Annotated in this window: 14 protein-coding genes; 5 read left to right on the top strand and 9 right to left on the bottom strand. The window is 67.2% G+C overall.

Annotation, left to right across the window (positions count from 1 at the left end; all coding sequences use genetic code 11):
* The first annotated feature begins 42 nt into the window (after window positions 1-42).
* Both amn and JLK41_RS20870 read left to right on the top strand, forming a co-directional pair.
* On the top strand, window positions 43-1,515 hold the full coding sequence (gene amn / locus JLK41_RS20875) for an AMP nucleosidase (RefSeq protein WP_047591523.1): 1,473 nt from the start codon (window positions 43-45) through the stop codon (window positions 1,513-1,515).
* A 104-nt stretch (window positions 1,516-1,619) separates the two neighbouring features.
* A complete protein-coding gene (locus JLK41_RS20870; RefSeq protein WP_210389743.1) occupies window positions 1,620-2,429 on the top strand; it encodes a hypothetical protein in 810 nt (269 codons plus the stop codon).
* 2 nt (window positions 2,430-2,431) lie between these two features.
* On the opposite strand, the gene JLK41_RS20865 is transcribed toward JLK41_RS20870, so the two are convergent.
* Window positions 2,432-3,400 carry a threonine dehydratase gene (locus JLK41_RS20865; protein ID WP_210389742.1) on the bottom strand — a complete coding sequence of 323 codons (969 nt, stop codon included), beginning with the start codon at window positions 3,398-3,400 and terminating at the stop codon, window positions 2,432-2,434.
* 80 nt (window positions 3,401-3,480) lie between these two features.
* On the opposite strand from JLK41_RS20865, the gene JLK41_RS20860 reads away from it, so the two are divergent.
* Window positions 3,481-4,824, top strand: coding sequence for an aminotransferase-like domain-containing protein (locus JLK41_RS20860; protein WP_210389741.1), 1,344 nt, complete (start codon window positions 3,481-3,483; stop codon window positions 4,822-4,824).
* Here the strand turns inward: JLK41_RS20860 and JLK41_RS20855 are convergent.
* Together JLK41_RS20855 and ahr are read right to left on the bottom strand one after the other, a co-directional pair.
* Window positions 4,814-5,257 carry an acetyltransferase gene (locus JLK41_RS20855; protein WP_047592193.1) on the bottom strand — a complete coding sequence of 148 codons (444 nt, stop codon included), beginning with the start codon at window positions 5,255-5,257 and terminating at the stop codon, window positions 4,814-4,816. The genes JLK41_RS20860 and JLK41_RS20855 overlap by 11 nt on opposite strands.
* A gap of 59 nt (window positions 5,258-5,316) precedes the next feature.
* Entirely contained in the window at window positions 5,317-6,348 is a 1,032-nt protein-coding gene (gene ahr / locus JLK41_RS20850; protein WP_210389740.1) for an NADPH-dependent aldehyde reductase Ahr, read from the bottom strand.
* 123 nt (window positions 6,349-6,471) lie between these two features.
* On the opposite strand from ahr, the gene JLK41_RS20845 reads away from it, so the two are divergent.
* Window positions 6,472-7,092 carry a pseudouridine synthase gene (locus JLK41_RS20845; protein WP_425321829.1) on the top strand — a complete coding sequence of 207 codons (621 nt, stop codon included), beginning with the start codon at window positions 6,472-6,474 and terminating at the stop codon, window positions 7,090-7,092.
* A gap of 50 nt (window positions 7,093-7,142) precedes the next feature.
* On the opposite strand, the gene JLK41_RS20840 is transcribed toward JLK41_RS20845, so the two are convergent.
* The 6 genes from JLK41_RS20840 to JLK41_RS20815 all read right to left on the bottom strand — a co-directional run bounded on the left by JLK41_RS20840 (window position 7,143) and on the right by JLK41_RS20815 (window position 11,363).
* On the bottom strand, window positions 7,143-7,535 hold the full coding sequence (locus tag JLK41_RS20840; protein WP_037051667.1) for a globin: 393 nt from the start codon (window positions 7,533-7,535) through the stop codon (window positions 7,143-7,145).
* Window positions 7,536-7,614: 79 nt separating this feature from the next.
* Window positions 7,615-7,833 carry a DUF2788 domain-containing protein gene (locus JLK41_RS20835; protein WP_037051671.1) on the bottom strand — a complete coding sequence of 73 codons (219 nt, stop codon included), beginning with the start codon at window positions 7,831-7,833 and terminating at the stop codon, window positions 7,615-7,617.
* 90 nt (window positions 7,834-7,923) lie between these two features.
* The gene (locus JLK41_RS20830) at window positions 7,924-8,403 is read right to left on the bottom strand and encodes an Lrp/AsnC family transcriptional regulator (protein ID WP_037051675.1); all 480 of its coding nucleotides are present in this window, start codon (window positions 8,401-8,403) and stop codon (window positions 7,924-7,926) included.
* Between the two features lie 313 nt (window positions 8,404-8,716).
* The gene (locus JLK41_RS20825) at window positions 8,717-9,919 is read right to left on the bottom strand and encodes an ISL3 family transposase (RefSeq protein ID WP_150605811.1); all 1,203 of its coding nucleotides are present in this window, start codon (window positions 9,917-9,919) and stop codon (window positions 8,717-8,719) included.
* Window positions 9,920-10,057: 138 nt separating this feature from the next.
* Entirely contained in the window at window positions 10,058-10,939 is an 882-nt protein-coding gene (locus JLK41_RS20820) for a cation diffusion facilitator family transporter (protein WP_210389739.1), read from the bottom strand.
* A gap of 4 nt (window positions 10,940-10,943) precedes the next feature.
* On the bottom strand, window positions 10,944-11,363 hold the full coding sequence (locus tag JLK41_RS20815) for a hypothetical protein (protein WP_047592185.1): 420 nt from the start codon (window positions 11,361-11,363) through the stop codon (window positions 10,944-10,946).
* Window positions 11,364-11,510: 147 nt separating this feature from the next.
* Here JLK41_RS20815 and hrpB point away from each other — a divergent pair, with 147 nt between their 5' ends.
* A complete protein-coding gene (gene hrpB, locus JLK41_RS20810) occupies window positions 11,511-14,045 on the top strand; it encodes an ATP-dependent helicase HrpB (RefSeq protein ID WP_210389738.1) in 2,535 nt (844 codons plus the stop codon).
* Window positions 14,046-14,047: the final 2 nt, after the last annotated feature.

The following is a 14,047-nucleotide window of genomic DNA, read 5'->3' as shown; positions in this document are numbered from 1 at the left end:
GCAGGCAAGATAGGGATGTCCGTTCAGTCAGGAAGATGCATCGTGAAAGCCTGCTCAGATGATTTCATCGTTGTTCACACCCCCGAGGAGGCGGTGGACCGTCTCGCCGCCCTGCACCAGGAGGCCACTGGTGCGTTGAGCCAGGCGCTCAAGCGTTATCTCAAGGAGCGCATCCGTCCGGACGCCAGCGAGCACTGCCTGTTCCGCTACCCCGAGCTGCGCCTGACCTATTTGTGCCAGGGCGAGGTGCCGACCACCGTGCGCGCCTACGCCAAGGTGCAGGTGCCGGGCACCTACGCCATCACCGTGACCCAGCCGGCAGCGTTCCGCAAATACCTGCTGGAGCAGCTGCGCCCGCTGATGAACGATTTCACCCTGCGCGTGGAAGTCGGCCGCAGCCAGCAGAACATCCCCTATCCCTACGTGGTCGAGGGCGGCGATGAGCTGGCCGGCAGTGGCGTGACCGCCGCCGAACTGGCGCGGGTGTTCCCCAGCACCGATCTGTCCGCCGCCACCGATGGCACGGCCGACGGCCTGTACGACTGGGAAAACATCGACCCGCTGCCGTTGGCGCTGTTCGATGCGGCGCGCACCGACTTTTCCCTCAAGCGCATCCAGCACTACACCGGCAGCGACTGGCGCCATGTGCAGCCGTGGATTCTGCTGACCAACTATCACCGCTACGTCGATCAGTTCATCCGCCATGGCCTGGACATGCTGGTGGGCAACTCGCGCTTCAGCCGCATGGTGCTGCCGGGCAACGTGGTGATCAGTCGCGGTATGACCGAAGGCGAGATGCAGGCGATCATCGAGAACGTGGTCTGGCACCGCTACCAGATGCCGGCCTATCACCTGCAGGCCGAGGATGGCCACGGCGTGACCCTGGTCAACATCGGCGTCGGCCCGTCCAACGCCAAGAACATCACCGATCACCTCGCCGTGCTGCGTCCGCACTGCTGGCTGATGATCGGCCACTGCGGCGGCCTGCGTCAGTCGCAGACCATCGGCGACTACGTGCTGGCGCACGCCTACATGCGCCGCGACGGCATTCTCGATCGCGTGCTGCCGCCGCATATCCCGCTGCCGGCGCTGGCCGAGGTGCAGCAGGCGCTGCAGGAGGCGGCCAAGCTGGTGACCGGTGAGCAGGGTGACGAGCTGAAGAAGCGCCTGCGCACCGGCACCGTGCTGACCTACGACGACCGCAACTGGGAGCTGCGCTGGGCCCAGGAACGACCGCTGATCAACCTGTCGCGCGCGGTGGCGGTGGACATGGAAAGCGGCACCATCGCCGCGCAAGGCTACCGCCTGCGGGTGCCCTACGGCACGCTGCTGTGCGTATCGGACAAGCCCCTGCACAGCGAGATCAAGCTGCCCGGTGCGGCTGGCGCCTTCTACGAGCGCGCGGTGACCCAGCACTTGCACATCGGCATCGCCGCGCTGGAGCTGATGCGCAGCCAGCTCGACTCGCTGCATTCGCGCAAGCTGCGCAGCTTCGACGAGCCGCCGTTCCGCTGACGAGTACCTGCGTGGCCTGGCGCACAGTCCGGCCACGCAGTGGCGACGCCGCATCGCGCTTTGCCTTAGACTGACGCGCATCATGGATGAACGAGGCAATACGCATGGAACAGGCGCGTCTGCTGCTCACCGCGTTGTGGGAGCCCTTCAGTTTTCTCAGTCTTTTCCTCTACACCGGCCTGGCCTTGTTGCTCGGCGCGGGCGCCGGCCTGCTGCTGGCGTTCAAGCTGCAGCGCCTGGGCTGGCTGGCACGCAACAAGCGCTGGCACCACTGGCTGCTCAAGCTCTATTTCCTGCTGTTGCCGCTGGCCGGTGGCTTCCTCGGTTTCCAGGGCGGGATGCTGTACGGCAGCCAGCAGCAGATCTACCGCCATCTCGACAGTTATGCGCCGCTGGTGCAGACGCTCGCCGACGAGGTCTGGAGCGACTTCCAGGCTTATGTCGAAACCCAGGACGAGCAGGGCCAACTGGCGGTGCGTGATGTCAGCGTGCAGGCGCTGCTCGATCAACTGGCGATGGACTACCTGCGCAGCGAGCGCCAGGCGGAGGCGGCGCAGCGTGCCGACGCGTCGACCGCCGAGCGGATTGCTCTGGACCTGCTCGACCGTCTGCGCGCCAGCCTGCTGGGCAAGGCCATTGGCGAGCTGGCCGTGGAGAAGACGGCCCGTTACAGCGGGCTCGACGAGAAGGTGCTGACGCAGGTGCTGGATGCGCGTATCGGGCAACTGTTCCAGGCCGACTTCCTGCTCGGCCTGCTCAAGCGGCAGATCGGCCATGTCTTCAAGCCGTTCTACATCGCCCTGCTGATCCAGTTTGGCCTGTTGCTGGCGCTGGTCGCGGCGGAGTGGGGCGTCTCCCGCTGGCTGCGTCAGTTGCCTGCGCGCCAGCCGGTCGAGCCGCTGGCGCAGCTCTGATCTCAGGCTGCGGCGGCCTCGTCGCAGAGCAGCTCCGCGAGCACCGCCCGGTCGATGTTGGCGCCGCTGAGCACCACGGCCACGCGCTGCCCGGCGTTGCGCTCGCGCTCCTGCATCAGCGCGGCCAGGGCGGCGGCACCAGCGCCTTCGGCGAGGTTGTGGGTGTCTTCGTGGTAGCTGCGGATGGCGTCGCGGATCTCGTTGTCGTCGACCCGCACGATGCGCGCTGCGCCGGCACGAATCATGTCCAGCGCCAGCTGCTGCGGTTGGCGACAGGCCATGCCGTCGGCCAGCGTGTCGGCGCGTTCGGTCTGCACCAGACAGCCCTGTTCGAAGCTCTGCGCGTAGGCATCGGCGCCACTGGCGACCACGCCGACGATCTCGGTGTCGAGGCCGAGCAGGTCGCGGGTGCGGATCATCCCGCAGATGCCCGAGCCGAGGCCGATGGGTACGTAGACCCGACGCAGGTTCGGCACCGCCTCCAGCAATTCCAGGGCGTAGGTGGCGACGCCGCGCACCAGGTCCTCGTGCAGTGACGGCACCCAGTGCAGGCCGTCGCGCTCGGCAAGGCGTGCCGCCTCGGCGCGTGCCTCATCGAAGTCGCGGCCATGCTCGATCACCTCTGCGCCAAGGGCGCGCATCGCGGCGTTCTTCTCGCGGGCATTGCCGTGCGGCACCAGGATGCGGATCGCCAGTCCCGCCGCGCGTGCAGCAAGTGCCAGGCTCTGGCCATGGTTGCCGCGAGTGGCGGTGACCAGGCCACGGACCTGCGGCTCGCGGCGCAGCAGCGCGTCGATGTAGACCAGGCCGCCGCGTACCTTGAAGGCCGCGGTCGGTGCATGGTTCTCGTGCTTGACCCACACCTCGCAACCGCTGCGCTCGCACAGCAGCGGCCAGCTCAGCTGCGGCGTGGGCGTCATGTGACGGTGGACCAGTTGGGCGCTCTGGCGCAGTTGGGTGAGGTCGAACATGGCAGGGGCTCCGGGTGACGTTGACTCGGATGCTAGTGCGGCACATTGTATGGGTAAATATTTATATTGCATGGCAAGCAATGTGGCTCCCTGATCTGCAAGACAGCGCCTTACCCACCTACCTGGCATTGGTCGAGGCCATCGCCACGGCGATCGGTCGTGGCGAACTCAAGCCTGGCGAGCGTCTGCCGCCGCAGCGCCGCCTGGCCTGGACGCTGGGCATCAACCCGAGCACGGTGATGCTCGCTTACCGCGAGGCGGCCCGGCGCCACCTGGTTTCCGGCGAGGTCGGCCGTGGCACCTACGTGCTCACCGGCAGTCGCGAGGCCAGCCTGTTCCGTCTCAAGCAGCCGACCGCCGCCGGGGACCTGATCGACCTGTCGACCAACGTCCCGGTGCACGACCCGGACAACCGCGACCTTTCCACCAGCCTCGCGGCGCTGGCGGCCCGTGGCGAGCTGGATATGCTGCAGGCCTACCCCTCGGCGGCACTGGTCGAACGCGCGCACCTGGCGGGCGCCAGCTGGCTGCGTCGACGTGGTCTGGAACTGGCACCCGGTGGCCTGCTGCTGTGTGCCGGTGCCCAGCAGGGGGTGTCGGCCGCCCTGCTGGCACTCTGCGAGGCGGGTGAGCCGATTCTGGTGGAGCGCTACACCGCGCCTGGGATCAAGGCTGCCGCCCGCCAGCTGCGCCTGCCGCTGCACGGTGTGGCGATGGACCGGTACGGCGTCCTGCCCGACGACCTCGACCGCCAGGCGCGTGCCACGGGGGCGCGCGTGGTGGTGCTCACCCCTTGCCTGCAGAATCCCACCGGTGCCAGCCTGGATGGCGAGCGCCGCGCCGCCATCGCCGAGGTGGCCAGGCAGCGTGGGCTGTGGCTCGTCGAGGATGATGTCTACGGCGTGCTGGGCAATGAGGCACCCCTGGCGGTGCAACTGCCCGAACGCTGCCTGCTGATCAGCAGCCTGTCCAAGAGCGTGGCGCCGGGCCTGCGTCTGGGCTTCATCGCCGGAGCGCCGCAGTTGCTCGAGCGTATCGATCGCGAAGCCCAGGCCACGCGCTGGGCGGTGGCGCCGCTGAGCCTGGCGCTGGCCTGTGAATGGATCGAGAGCGGCCTCGCCGAACAGCGTCTGGCCTGGCAGATCGACGAGATGCAGCAGCGCTGGCGCCTGGCCGCGCGTGTGCTGGGGGCGCGCATGCCGCAGGGCAGGGCGGTGGCACCGCACCTGTGGCTGGACGTCGAGCCGCCCGTTGCGCTGGCCGAGGCCTGTCGGCAGAAGGGAGTGGAGGTGGTGCCCGCCGAGGTGTTCGCGGTCGAGGCCAATCCGGGGCACGCCGTACGCGTGAGCCTTGCCGCTGCGCTCAGCCGGGCGCAGCTCAAGCAGGCGCTGGAGGGGATCTCGGCCGCCTGGCCTATCGGCTGAGGGCCATGTGCAGGATCGGGAACGGCCTGCCGCCGCCATCCAGGCGCGAGCGATCCGTGACCACGAATCCCAGGTGCTGATAGAAGCCAACGGCCTGCGGATTCTGCTCGTTGACGTCGACCCGGGTCGCACCCAGCTCGTCGATGGCATGCTGCATCAGGCGTCTGCCCACGCCCTGGCCGTGGCTGTGCGGATCGACGAAGAGCATCTCCACCCTGTCCTCGGCATGACCGAGGAAGCCGAGTATCCGCCCGGCCTCATCGCGGGCACAGGTCAGCTGTACGGCGGGGAAATACTGCTCGCGCAGCAGCGGCTTGATCACCTGCAGATCGCTTTCCGGGAGAAAGTGATGGGTGGCACGTACCGCCGCTTCCCAGATCTCCACCAGGGTGGGCAGGTCATCGGGCGTGGGGGTGTCGAGAGTCAGGGGCATGGCGATCGCCGCTCACGGAAAAACAGGGCGCAGAGCATGCCAGCTCTGCGCCCGTGCTGTCACCGGCTGGCGTCCAGTACCACGCGGTAGCGCGCCTTGCCGCTGCGCAGGTGATCGATGGCGGCGTTCACCTGGCTCATGGGGAAGTGCTCGACCTGCGGCAGGATCTGATGGCGGGCGCAGAACTCGAGCATGCTCGCCATGCTCGATGGCGAGCCCACCGGCGAGCCGGACAGGCTCTTCTGTTGCGGGATCAGGTTGAACACATGCACCGGGATCGCGCTCGGCACGATGCCAACGAAGTGCAGGCGGCCCTTGCCGCGCAGGGTGCCGAGCAGGGCGATCCAGTCGAGGTCGGCGCTGGCCGTGACCAGGAGAAAGTCCAGGCTGCCGGCAATCGCCTTCATCGCCGCGCTGTCGGTCGAGGCCACCACCTTGTGAGCGCCCAGGCGCTTGGCCTCGTCCTGCTTGTTCAGCGACGAGGTGAAGGCCGTCACTTCGCAACCCCAGGCATTGAGGAAACGCAGCGCCAGGTGGCCAAGGCCGCCGATGCCAACGACGCCGACGCGATCGGTGGGCTTGATGTCGAACTCCAGCAGCGGGCTGAACACCGTGGAGCCGGCGCAGAACAGCGGCCCGACCAGCGCCGGGTCGAGTCCGGCGGGCAGCGGCACCGCCCAGGCCCAGTGCGCACGCAGGCGGTCGGCGAAGCCGCCGTGGCTGCCGACGATGGTCGGCTTCACCGAGCGGCAGAGCTGGTGCGAACCCTCCATGCAGGAGCCGCAGTGCATGCAGCTGCCCTTGTACCAGCCGATGCCGACGCGCTGACCCAGTTCGAGGCTGCGGACCTGCTCGCCGAGGCGCACGATGCGGCCGACCACTTCATGGCCGGGGATGAAGGGGTAGCGGGCATTGCCCCATTCGTTGTCGATCATCGACTGGTCGGAGTGGCAGATGCCGCAGTACTCCACTGCGACCTCGACCTCTTCGGCGCCGAGTGGCCCGGGGTCGTAGCTCAGGCGCTCCAGCGGCGCCTTTGGGGCGGTGGCGGCCCAGCCGGTGAAGGTGGCGAGTTCGGCGCTGCTGCTCATGGACGGCTCCTGAGTGCTGAAGGTGAATCAGCAGCTTAGTCGCTGTGTCGAGCTGTGGAAGCACCATCAGCGCCGCTTATCGTGGGTTACACTGCACGACCCTGTTCCGCTGAAGCCCGTTGCATGTCGCGCCCTCGTCTCCCTGCCAAGTCTCGTCCTGCTGCGCCACGCCGTGTGGCCAAGGCGCCGCCCGCGCAACCGCGCCTGCTGCTGCTGAACAAGCCGTTCGACGTGCTTACCCAGTTCAACGACGACCAGGGTCGCGCCACGCTGAAGGATTTCGTCGACCTGCCCGGCGTGTATCCGGCCGGGCGCCTGGATCGAGACAGCGAGGGCCTGCTGCTGCTGACCAATGACGGTCGCCTGCAGGCGCGCATCGCCGATCCCAGGCACAAGCTGCCGAAGACCTACTGGGTGCAGGTGGAGGGTGAACCGAGTGACGAGCAGCTGCAGCAGCTGCGCAGCGGCGTGACGCTCAACGATGGCCCGACGCTGCCGGCCGAGGCCCGCCGTCTGGCCGAGCCCGAGCTGTGGCCGCGCAACCCGCCGGTACGCTTTCGCAAGAGCGTGCCGACCGCCTGGCTGGAGTTGGTGATTCGCGAGGGGCGCAATCGCCAGGTGCGACGCATGACTGCCGCTGTCGGCCTGCCCACCCTGCGCCTGGTGCGCGTGGCCATCGGCCCCTGGCGTCTGGAAGGGCTGCAGCCTGGCCAGTGGCGCGAGGTCGCGGCCAGGCTGGAGTGACACTCAGGCGTTTTGTCGCAGCGCCCGGGTGCCGGCGAACATGATCTGAGTCAATAACCGGCCTTGATCACGGCGATACCTTTGTTCAGCACTTCACGCCAGGCCTGACGCACATCGGCGTCGCATTCCTTGTCGTGTTCGCTGATGGTCAACAGCAATGCGTCGAGCCACAGGTCGTAGAGTTCGGGGCGGATGTCCAGATGCTGGCGCGAGTGCGACTCGCCGAGGGCGCGCAACTTGGTGTCGGGCATGCCACGGGCGTGCATCACCAGGTTGAGGATGCCCTGGCGCAGCAGCTGCTTCTGCGCGGTCATGTCGGTGTCGACGAACTTCTCGCGGATCAGTGGTGAACTCGCAAGGAAATGGCGGTAGAAGCTGTCGAAGAAATCTGGGCTGGCGCAGCAGCGTCCATAGCTTTGCATCACCAGATTGGCGGCGCTCATGTGAACTCCTTGTTAACAACGGGCCGTTTCTGCTGACGGCTTGGGGTCGGTGAGAAATTGTGTGGGGCGGGCGCCGGCGTCAGCCGTGGATGCCGCGCGCGGTCTCGATGATGTAGGTGATGATCGGCTTGGCCAGGAAGGCGAACAGGCACAGTCCCAGGCCGAGGAACAGGATGGCGGTACCCAGGCGGCCGGCCTTGGACTTCTTGGCCAGGTCCCAGATGATGAAGAACATGAACAGGATCAGTCCGCCCACCAGGACGTACATCATCAGCGCTTCGAATTGTTCGGTTTCCATGGAGCCTCGTGATTCGGATGGAAAACGCGGGGCTGGCATTATACGCGCCCTGATCCAGAGCGCGTCGTGATCCTGTACTCCCTGCGACCTTCAGTCGCGCAGGTGTTGCAGCGGCAGCTGAGTGCTGGAAAGGATCTGCTGCAGCACGAAGCTCGAGCGCACGCTGGACACCCCGTCGATGCGGGTCAGCGTACCTAGTAGCAGCTTCTGATAGTGATCCATGTCCGGCACCACTACCTTGAGCTGGTAGTCGGCATCCATCCCGGTGACCAGGCAGCACTCCAGCACCTCGGGGCACTTGCGGATCTCCTCCTGGAAATGCTCGAAGCGCTCTGGCGTATGCCGGTCCATGCCGATCAGCACGTAGGCGGTCAGGCTCAGGCCGAGTTTCTTGCGATCCAGCAGCGCGACCTGGCCGGTGATGTAGCCATCATCTTCCAGCTGCTTGACCCGGCGCGAGCAGGGGGAGGGCGACAGGCCGATGCGTTCGGCGAGTTCCTGGTTGGACAGGGCAGCGTTGCGCTGCAATTCGGCGAGAATGTTCAGGTCGTAACGGTCTAGTTTGTCCATTTTTCTACTGGCTCATTATTGGATTGCGATAAATAGTGCTCCTTTAGCTGTAAATTGCGCAATCGATAAGTTTGTAAGCAATCTTAGCAATCTTATTTCGGCGCCATGGGCGTAAGCTTTCTCTCAGTTTCACGGCCCGGACGATAAGTCCTACCGGCATCGCCCAACCAGGTGAGTCGGCGCCGACGGTCCTACCGGATCGCACCGGCACCCGGGTCCGCACTGCCCAACCAGGCGGGCGACGAAAGCGGCGACAACACCGCCAGCACCGGACAGATTTCCCGAGGGGGCCGCGAGGCCCCTTTTTTATGGTTCATCGCGCTTTCCCGGGGAAGGCGGCCTTGATTTTCAGGAAGAAGTAGTCAGAGTCCCGGAAGCCATAGGCCATCCGCTTGATCACCTTGATGCGGTTGTTCACGCCTTCCAGGACGCTGGTGTGCAGGGGGAAGCGGGCGCTTGCGAGGATGCCACGGGCGTATTTGCGCAGATTCCGGGCAAAGCGTTGGAGCGGCGCCAGACCGCTGTCCCGAGCATGCCGCAGCCAACTTCGCCAGCGCCGCCAACCCTCCCGCACAGTGGGGGCGTACCAGACTTCCTTTAACGCATCCTTGAGCACGTAGACCGTGGCCAATGGCTGGTTGGCGGCGAGCAACTCCTGCAACTGCACGGCTTGGCCGTCCTTCAGGTTTTCGCGATTGCGCAGCAACAGCCAGCGGCTCTGCTTGACCACCTTGCGTGCCGGTTTGTCATCGCGCAGGAGATTGGCCTGGTCGACGCGGATACGGTCGATCACCTCACGCCCGTAGCGCGCCACCACATGGAACAGGTCGTACACCACTTCGGCTTGAGGGCAGTGCCGCTTCACCTCCAAATCGAAGGCGGTGTTCATGTCCATCGCCACCGCTTCGATCCGTTGGCAGCGCTCGCCCAGTAACTCAAAGAATGGGCGGATCGCCTCGCGGCTGTTGCCATGACCGACCCATAGCACCCGCGTGCGCTCGGCATCCATGATCACCGTGGCGTAGCGATGGCCTTTGTGCAGGGCGAACTCGTCCATCACCAGGCAACGCACATCACCCGGCTCGAAGGTGCCGACGGCGGCATCCAGCCGACGTTTGTCGAGTTGCTTGAGCGTGTGCCAGTGTATGCCGGTGAGGCGGCTGACGTGGCTGATCGGCAGCAGTTGCAGCAAAGCCTCGAGCCAGGCCTGCAAGCGCCGCGTCAGACGTGACGCCGGCTCCAGCCAGGCGATCCGCTCGGTCACCCGCCCACAGCGCAGGCAGTCAACGCGGCGCACAGGCACCTGGAGCAGAACGCGCTGATCCAACAAATCCCGATCGCGTATCCGACGCAGTCGGCGCTCGTGGATCAGCGGACAAGCTTGGCCGCAGCGCCCACATTCGGGGATGGCGTCGGCTTGAGGCTTGAGTTCGATCAACAGGATGTTGTCGGCAGAGGGGCGACAGGCGACGACTGCGTAGCCTGGCCAGAACTGGGCAAGATCAATAGGATGCACGGTGGCAGCAGGGCGTGGGGGTTGGTTCGTTTGGCGACTGCCAATTTACCCACTTCCCTGACTGTCAACGCGCTCTTCCCCCAGACTCCGCGAAGAACCTTTTTTATTGCCCGCTGTCTGGCAGGGGCTGGTGGGGGATCAGTGCTTGACCACTTCCTGCGGGTCGGCATGCACCAGCACTTCGGCACGCGGGTAGCGCTCGTGGATGGCCTTCTCCACGGCTTCGCAATGCTCATGCGCCTGCGACAGGCTCATCTCGCCGGGAAGCTCCAGGTGCAGCTGGACGAACCAGCGCGTGCCGGAAACGCGGGTGCGCAGGTCATGCGCGCCGAGTACGCCGGGGACGGCGCATGCCAGTTCGTACATCTGCGTGCTGACGTCGGCGGGCAGCTCCTCGTCCATCAGCACGGCCACCGCGCCGCGAACGATGCTGATGGCGCTCCAGAAGATGTAGAGGGCGATGCCGATGGCGAAGAGGGCGTCCATCTGCAGCCAGCCGAAGCGGGTCAGGAGCAGGGCGACGAGGATGCTGCCGTTGAGCAGGATGTCGGAGCGGTAGTGCAGGGAGTCGGCGTGGATCGCCGTGGAGCCGGTTTCGCGCACCACCTTGCGCTGGAAGGCCAGCAGGCCGATGGTCAGCGCCAGGGCCAGCAGCATCACGGCGATGCCGGCTCCTTCGGCTTCCAGTGGTTGCGGCGCCTGCAGGCGCTCGAGGCCCTGCATGCCGATGAGGATGGCGCTGACGCCGATGAACAGCGCCTGGCCGAGCCCGGCCAGTGCCTCGGCCTTGCCGTGACCGTAGCGATGGTCCTCGTCGGCAGGGCGCAGGGCGAAATGCACGGCGACCAGGTTGATCAGCGAGGCGGCGCTGTCGAGCAGCGAGTCGGTGAGGCCGGCCAGCAGGCTGACCGAGCCACTCAGCCACCAGGCGACGGCCTTGGCCAGCACCAGAGTCAGCGCCACCGCGAGCGCCGCCCGGGTGGCCAGGCGCATCAGCCTGGCATGCTGCGGATCGTGCATGGACTCAGGCCGCCGGGCGCAGGCCGTAGGCGGCCAGCTGTTCGCTGCTGCCGCTGTGCTGGATCAGGCGCGGGTCGTCCAGCGGCAGCTGGTGGCCGGTGCTGGTTTCGATCAGCGCCTTGAGCGCCAGCGGGTCGACCTGGCCGTCAGCGCCGACCAGTTGCTTGAGCTGTTGCGGGTCGACCTGAGCGGTCTGCCCTTCCGGCAGGTAGATGGCGCCGGTGGCGAAGTCCACGGCGAAGGCGATCAGCCCGGGGATGACGTAGAACAGGATGCCAATGGCGTTGGCGCCGGCGATCACGGGGTCGATCCTGCCCTCGATCTGGCCGCGACGATCCGGGTAGAAGATCGAGCCGCAGGCCGTCAGTTGAGCCAGCAGGGTCGCGGCGACGACGCCAGCGATGACACGGGATTTCGTGCGCATGAGCACCTCCAGAAAAAGTGGCGCAACTATAGCAGTTCGCCATTGCAAAACCGCGACGTGCACGCGGTTGCCAATGAGACCGGTCAGGGCGCCGGCGGTTCGCCATGCCGAGCTGCTCTATAATCGCCGGCTCGCTGTGGAGATATGATGAACACCCTGCCTATCGACGTCCTGTTACCTACCTTGCGCGCGGCCCTGAGCGAACGCCACGAAGTGGTGCTGGAGGCCCCGCCCGGCGCCGGCAAGACCACCCGCGTACCCCTGGCCCTGCTCGATGCACCCTGGTTGGCCGGGCAGACCATCGTCATGCTCGAACCGCGTCGCCTGGCCGCGCGGGCGGCTGCCGAGCGTCTGGCCAGCGAGCTGGGCGAGCGCGTTGGCGAGACGGTGGGCTATCGCATCCGCCTGGACAGCAAGGTGGGGCCGAACACCCGTATCGAGGTGGTCACCGAAGGTATTCTCGCCCGGCGTCTGCAGGACGATCCGGCGCTGGAAGGCGTCGGCCTGGTGATCTTCGACGAGTTCCACGAACGCAGCCTGGATGCCGATCTGGCTCTGGCGCTGACGCTCAACGGCCGCGCCATGTTCCGTGCGCAAGACAGCGGCGAGGCGCCGCTCAAGGTGCTGCTGATGTCCGCCACGCTGGAGGGCGAGCGCCTGGCCAGCCTGCTGGGAGATGCCCCGGTGCTGCGCAGCGAAGGCCGCATGTTCCCGGTGGATATCCGCTGGGGGGCGCCGTTCCAGGCTGGCGAGTGGATCGAACCCCGGGTGCTGCAGACCGTCCAGCAGGCACTGGCCGACGAGCCCGGCAGCCTGCTGGTGTTCCTGCCCGGGCAGGCGGAGATTCGCCGGGTGGCCGAGCAACTGGGCGAGGTCCTGGCGGGGCGCGACGACATCCTGCTCTGCCCGCTGCATGGCGAGCTGGACCTCGACGCCCAGCGTGCGGCCATCGACCCGGCGCCTGCCGGCAAGCGCAAGGTGGTGCTGGCCACCAACATCGCCGAAACCAGCCTGACCATCGACGGTGTGCGTGTGGTGGTGGACGCCGGTCTGGCGCGCGTCCCGCGCTTCGACCCCGCCAGCGGCATGACCCGCCTCGACACCCAGCGCATTTCCCGTGCCTCCGCCACCCAGCGTGCGGGGCGCGCAGGGCGCTTGCAGTCCGGCGTGTGCTACCGGCTGTGGTCGCAGAGCCAGCACGAACAGCTCAGCGCCTATTCCACGGCGGAAATCCTCCAGGCCGATCTCGCCGGCCTGGCCCTGCAACTGCTGCGCTGGGGCGTGACGCCACAGGAGCTGAGCTGGCTCGACATACCGCCACAGGCCACCTATGCCCAGGCGCTCGATCTGCTTGGACGGCTCGGCGCCCTGGATGCGCGCGGCGTCTTGAATGCTCACGGGCAGGCCATGGCCGAGTTGCCCAGCCACCCGCGAATCGCCCATCTGCTGCTGCGTGGCCAGGCCTTGGGGCTGGGCGCATTGGCCTGTGACCTGGCGGCGCTGCTGGCGGAACGCGACATCCTGCGCGGTGGCGGCGCCGACCTGCACAGCCGCCTGGCCCTGCTCGGCGGGGAAGGCCGCGTCGCACGTAACGCACAGGGCGCCGTGCAGCGCGCCCGGCAACTGGCCCGGCAGTTCCGCGGGCAGCTCAAGGGGAAGCCGGTGACGCAGGCGGTGAGCGACCCCGATCAGCCGCGCTGGCTTGGCTGCCTGCTGGCGTTCGCCTACCCCGATCGCATCGCCCAGCAGCGGCGTGCCGGTGGCGCCGACTACCGTCTGGCCAATGGCCGCGCCGCGCAGTTCGGCGAGGCCGATGCCCTGATGAAGCACGAATGGCTGGTGGTGGCCGACCTCGGCAGCCGCCAGGGGCAGCGCGAGGAACGCATCTACCTGGCGGCCGATCTCGACCCGGCGCTGTTCGCCGGCGAGCTGGCCGAGCAGGTCGAGGAGCAGGAGGTGCTCGACTGGGACGAGCGCGAAGGTGCGCTACGTGCCGAGCGCCAGCGCAAGGTCGGCGAGCTGGTGCTGGAGCGCCAGGCCCTGGCCTCGCTCGATGAGTCGGCGCGCTGTCGGGCGCTGGTTGGCCTGGTGCGGCGCAAGGGCCTGGAGCTGCTGCCCTGGACGCCCGAGCTGCGCCAATGGCAGGCGCGCGTGGCGCTGCTGCGCGAGCTGGACCTGCAGGCGCAGGGGCAGAGCGAATGGCCGGATCTGGCCGATGCGGCGTTGCTGGCCAGTCTCGATCAGTGGCTGACGCCGTTCCTGGGCAAGGTCAACCGACTCAGCCACTTCGCCAGCCTCGACCTGCCGGCGATCCTGCAGACGCTGCTGCCCTGGCCGCTGCCGCAGCGCCTCGAAGAGCTGGCGCCGCGCGCGCTGAGCGTGCCGTCCGGTTCGCGCATCGCCATCGATTACACGGAAAACCCGCCGGTACTCGCGGTGCGCCTGCAGGAGCTGTTCGGCCTGGCGGCCACGCCGCGCATCGCAGGCGGTCGCCTGGGCCTCAAGTTGCACCTGCTGTCGCCGGCGCGCCGGCCGGTACAGGTGACCCAGGACCTGGCCAGCTTCTGGGCCAATACCTACCTGGACGTGAAGAAGGACCTGAAGGGGCGCTACCCGAAGCACTACTGGCCGGACGATCCGCTGATCGCCGAACCCACGGCACGTGCCAAGCCGCGCAAGTAAGA

It is taken from the genome of Ectopseudomonas khazarica (assembly GCF_017915135.1).
GTDB lineage: Bacteria > Pseudomonadota > Gammaproteobacteria > Pseudomonadales > Pseudomonadaceae > Aquipseudomonas > Aquipseudomonas khazarica.
The sequence above is the reverse complement of the archived record's forward strand: the minus strand, read 5'-3'. Positions and strand labels throughout refer to the sequence as shown.

What these genes read in the sequence shown, in the direction of transcription:
- JLK41_RS20870 (WP_210389743.1), top strand. Translation starts at nt 1,620, where the DNA reads ATGGAACAGGCGCGTCTGCTGCTCACCGCGTTGTGGGAGCCCTTCAGT.
- JLK41_RS20865 (WP_210389742.1), bottom strand. Translation starts at nt 3,400, where the DNA reads ATGTTCGACCTCACCCAACTGCGCCAGAGCGCCCAACTGGTCCACCGT.
- JLK41_RS20860 (WP_210389741.1), top strand. Translation starts at nt 3,481, where the DNA reads ATGTGGCTCCCTGATCTGCAAGACAGCGCCTTACCCACCTACCTGGCA.
- JLK41_RS20855 (WP_047592193.1), bottom strand. Translation starts at nt 5,257, where the DNA reads ATGCCCCTGACTCTCGACACCCCCACGCCCGATGACCTGCCCACCCTG.
- ahr (WP_210389740.1), bottom strand. Translation starts at nt 6,348, where the DNA reads ATGAGCAGCAGCGCCGAACTCGCCACCTTCACCGGCTGGGCCGCCACC.
- JLK41_RS20845 (WP_425321829.1), top strand. Translation starts at nt 6,472, where the DNA reads ATGTCGCGCCCTCGTCTCCCTGCCAAGTCTCGTCCTGCTGCGCCACGC.
- JLK41_RS20840 (WP_037051667.1), bottom strand. Translation starts at nt 7,535, where the DNA reads ATGAGCGCCGCCAATCTGGTGATGCAAAGCTATGGACGCTGCTGCGCC.
- JLK41_RS20835 (WP_037051671.1), bottom strand. Translation starts at nt 7,833, where the DNA reads ATGGAAACCGAACAATTCGAAGCGCTGATGATGTACGTCCTGGTGGGC.
- JLK41_RS20830 (WP_037051675.1), bottom strand. Translation starts at nt 8,403, where the DNA reads ATGGACAAACTAGACCGTTACGACCTGAACATTCTCGCCGAATTGCAG.
- JLK41_RS20820 (WP_210389739.1), bottom strand. Translation starts at nt 10,939, where the DNA reads ATGCACGATCCGCAGCATGCCAGGCTGATGCGCCTGGCCACCCGGGCG.
- JLK41_RS20815 (WP_047592185.1), bottom strand. Translation starts at nt 11,363, where the DNA reads ATGCGCACGAAATCCCGTGTCATCGCTGGCGTCGTCGCCGCGACCCTG.
- hrpB (WP_210389738.1), top strand. Translation starts at nt 11,511, where the DNA reads ATGAACACCCTGCCTATCGACGTCCTGTTACCTACCTTGCGCGCGGCC.